Source organism: Sporomusa sp., from assembly GCF_057736855.1.
In genome coordinates this window covers 1-4,371 of sequence record NZ_JBYKYF010000267.1, presented here as the reverse complement: position 1 = coordinate 4,371, position 4,371 = coordinate 1, and the positions used below count along the sequence as shown (strand labels likewise).

4 protein-coding genes are annotated in these 4,371 nt (G+C 45.2%); all 4 read left to right on the top strand.

Annotation, left to right across the window (positions count from 1 at the left end; all coding sequences use genetic code 11):
* Positions 1–1,846 (top strand): LamG-like jellyroll fold domain-containing protein (locus tag AC29Z1_RS14285; RefSeq protein ID WP_488272127.1); only part of this gene is annotated, 1,846 nt, incomplete at its 5' end.
* A gap of 33 nt (positions 1,847–1,879) precedes the next feature.
* A complete protein-coding gene (locus tag AC29Z1_RS14280; RefSeq protein ID WP_488272126.1) occupies positions 1,880–3,493 on the top strand; it encodes a tail fiber protein in 1,614 nt (537 codons plus the stop codon).
* Positions 3,494–3,505: 12 nt separating this feature from the next.
* Positions 3,506–3,913 (top strand): hypothetical protein, encoded by a 408-nt coding sequence (locus AC29Z1_RS14275; protein WP_488272125.1) that lies wholly within the window; start codon positions 3,506–3,508, stop codon positions 3,911–3,913.
* Between the two features lie 93 nt (positions 3,914–4,006).
* Positions 4,007–4,371, top strand: a 365-nt coding sequence (locus tag AC29Z1_RS14270; RefSeq protein ID WP_488272124.1) for a hypothetical protein, incomplete at its 3' end; no start/stop codon positions are given.

Below are 4,371 nucleotides of genomic sequence, written 5' to 3'. Positions count from 1 at the left end.
GCAAGACGTGACTGGCTTCCAAGTCATTCAAAACGGCGAGTATGTAGAAATGTATTGGGATAAAGCTACTGAGCCTGACGTAGTGGCGTATGAAATCAGGGAAGGTGCTAGCTTTGAACAAGGTAGTTTAATCGCCAGCGGTGTAACCGTAAACGAGTATAATGTCAAAGTAGATACAGAGCGGGTGTATTATTACCACATTAAGGCCATCAATCGTAGTCTGCATTATAGTCAAAATGAGGCGCACGCGATGGTTACGGTGCAAAACTTGCCGCCGAAGAATGTTATTGAAACATTTGATGAAATTGCTCTACAAAATGGTACGCACGAAAATACCGAATTTGGAGCGTCATTCATCAACTGGCAAACAATCGGCGGTAAATGGAGTGATTATCCCAATACAAAGTTTGGCGATGTTGGCGGGCAAACGGTATTAAAACTAAAACGTACAGAAGCAGACCCTACATTTACCCGCGCTTCTGTTGCATACAAATCTGATGGAACACAGGTTACCGCAAACATGCCGAGGATTGAAAATGGCGGCATAATAGTGGAGGAAGGGACGATGAATCTTCTCAGTGCCACAGATTCACAGGGCTTTTCTGCGCCGGTTAACGTAACAGTCACATCTGGACAGAAATATACTGTGTCGATGTATGGCGCGGGCTCAATCACGCTTTCCGGCGCGGGAACTGGGACGGTAACCGCATCCAATCCTGTCACGATAAATGCTAGTACTACTACACTTACGTTAACTCCATCAGGCGACACGGGCAAAGTACAGGTTGAGAATAAGGATTACAAAACGTCTTGGCAAATCGGTGGAACCACCCGCTCCCCCGAAACGCTAACCATCCCCACGGCGGGGGTGCTGAACCCGCAGGAGGGGACTATTGAGTTTAAATTAAATCCGTTGAATTTACACGATTGGAACGACATATTAGGTGGGTCTCTCCTGAGTTCAAAAAGATGGCTTCTATTTTGCACCGCAGAGGGGACTCTACGTTGGGACTGGGGAGTGGTTAATGACAACATAGCAGCTATGTCGGTATTATCGGTTGGGCAACAAGTATATATTGCCCTGCGGTGGAAAGACAACATCAGAGAAATGTTTGTTAATGGCGTATATATTGGAAGTAAATCCTATAATCCGGCAGACGGTATTCCGAGTTCTTTTGGTTCTGGCCCAGACCCAGATTGCATTATTTCTGACCTCCGCATCTCTAGCCGCGCCCGCACCGATGAAGAAATTACCTCTGCATATACCAACGGTGTTACAATCGATGCGGATACAACATATTTTGCACCATTCACGCAAAACGCTCTTTCCGTACCGCTTTACCGTAACCAGAACGGCACATATACTCCAATCCGCAAAGACATAGGACAAGTCATCACCGCTAACATCACTACTGATTTCCGTTCGTCCGTTGTTTTACGTGGTACCGGCTCTGCGAAACTACAAATGCGTACCAGCAGGGATGGGGTCAACTGGACAAACTGGCAAGACTTCCGTCCTGCACAGTACACGTTCAGGTACGCTGATTTCCGAGTGCTGCTAGGCACGTCAGACATATCGAAAACGCCCGAAGTCAACCATTGCGAAATTCGCATTGATGTGCCGGATATAGAAAAAACAGGTACTATAACTGTTCCGATAGGCGGAACAACTGTGAGTTATGGACATACTTTTTACACCGTTCCTGTTATTACACCAACAGCAATCGGTAACAATAAATTCCCACAAGTCATTGCAAAAACAAATACCGATTTTACTGTCAAAATCGTTGACCGCAATGGTAATGATGTAGGTGGTCAATTAGACTGGAGGGTTAGGGGTTACTAACCCTCCTTTGAATTACAAAAGCGAGGTGATATTATGGCCTTTGACCCAAATAAACCTGCGGATGATGGATTTTTAGCAGACGCGCCGCAAGAACTGCGAACAAATTTCACTGGACTTAAAAATGATCAAATAGTCAATGCTGGTTCGCTTAGAGGATTAGTTCCTGGTAATGCAAGTGGTAATATACCTATTAATAACGGAACATTAAATACTAACCTTAACGCCGAAAAACTTGGCGGGCAACCTGCTAGTTATTTTGCTCCAGCTACACACACACATGCTACAGCTACAAGTAGTAGTAATGGATTTATGTCAAATACGGATAAAGCTAAACTTGATACCATCGCAACTGGTGCCGAAGTTAACCAAAATGCTTTCTCGAACATCCTAGTTGGTGGGACAACTATTCAAGCTGATAGTAAAACAGACACACTGGAAATTATGCCTGGTGCTAATATTGCAGTTACGCCGGATGCGACAAATGACCGCATAACTATTGCCGTAACCGGCAAAGTCCCTAGTGCGGCAAACGCTGATTACGCAACTGCTGCTGGCGATGCTAATACCGTAGACGGAAAACACGCGAGTGATTTTGTTTCACAATTTTCAATAAGCGCGAATGACAATACCGTTAATTATGTAAAAATTGCTGAGTTAACAACAAATATCGGAAGCGGCGAAAATGGATTAGTTTTATATGTTAACGGCATTGCTGATTTTGGCGATAATATGCCGGGAATGGATATAGTGCAGGTATCCACTAGAGGCAGTGTTTCTTTAAAAGTATATAAGGTAATTCCAAGTATAAGGGAAGGTATACAGTATGGGTATGTTAACAACGCTACAACAAGAAAAACAGAGATTTGGATAAAGCGAGATACTTATAACTATGGCGTTAATATAATTGTAGCGCAAAGTAGGGATGCCACTGTAGGTATACTTACCACACAATCGACAGAACCAAGCGGGATTACCTATGTTCCTAGAGAATATTTTATTTATGCTTCCGACGTGGTGACCACTCCTACCGCAAACAAAATCCTCAAACTTAACAGTAATGGAAAGCTACCTGCGTCCATTACTGGCGATGCCGCAACCGTAGGCGGTAAAGCTCCCGGCACGGCGGCAAACAATGTACTCGTGCTGGACGCAAGCGGAAAAGTGCCAACAGCGAATTTACCCAGTATACCGTCAGATAATGGCGGTGTTCCTCCTGGGGCTATTATAGCTGTTGCTATGTCAACACCCCCTCCAGGCTACCTCAAATGCAACGGTGCTGCAGTATCACGCATAACATATGCCGCCCTATTTGGGGCAATCGGAGTGACGTTCGGTGCTGGTGATGGCAGTACAACCTTTAATCTTCCTGACCTACGTGGCGAATTTATTCGCGGCTGGGATGACGGGCGCGGGGTAGATAGTGGACGTGCGTTTGGTAGTTGGCAAGACGACATGTTCAAGGCGCATGAGCACAACATTCCAACCAAAAGTGGCGAACCTGGCACTCGCGCAACTGTTAGCGATGATAGCGGAGTGCAGAGCAAGGCAAACTCAACCCTGAGCAGCGGTCGTTACTACACGTACTCAGCCGGTGGCACCGAAACCCGTCCCCGCAACGTAGCACTTTTATACTGCATAAAGTACTAGGAGGTATACCTTATGCGAAAAATAGTCTATCAAACAGACCAAAACGGCAAATACGTTGGCCCTATTGAACTAAACGAAAGCGATATTAGTCCTCTTGATGGTGTTTGGCTGATACCTGGCGGTTGTGTGGAAGTAGAACCACCAACTACTGATGTAAACCAATACTTGATTTGGAACGGGCAAACCTGGGAAATACATAAAATACAGAGAGAACCCGAACCCGCATCACCACCGCCCACCAAAGACCAACTTCTCGCCCAACTTGATGCTCAGTACCAATCCCAATTCAACGAACTCAAACTCGCCTGGGCGGCGGCGCAACTGGACGGTAATACTGCGCTTGTAAATGAACTGCAAACTGAATATCAGGCTTTAAAGCAAGAGTACCAAACCAAACGGGAGGCGATAATCAATGGTTAAACGGTGTTTTATCTGTGGTGCAAAAGAGCAGGACGGGAAATGCACGAATGAGAATTGTCCGAGGTCGAAGTAAGAGCCAAGGGGGTGGGGTAAATGATATTAGAGCTCTTTCAACGAGCCTACAAAATGATTTCTGATATTCAAATTGTTGCTATTGCCGTGACAATCGGCGCTATGGGCACAAAGCTTTGCGGGGACAGCTTTTGGGCTGTCCTCTTCTTATCATATGCCGCAGTATTTATTGACACAGCGACTAAGTGGATAGGGATAACTAAGCGATATTATTCTGACACCACGGGATGTGCAATATCGGAAGTAAGAGGCATTCAAGTTATCAAAGGCATATTTTGCGATGCTTGGAAGCCTGATTATTTAATGAGTCGTTATTTTGGTCGTATACTCGAAAAGATTTTTGCTTATACAATGATAATTGCTTTATGTCACGCCGCAGGGAAATG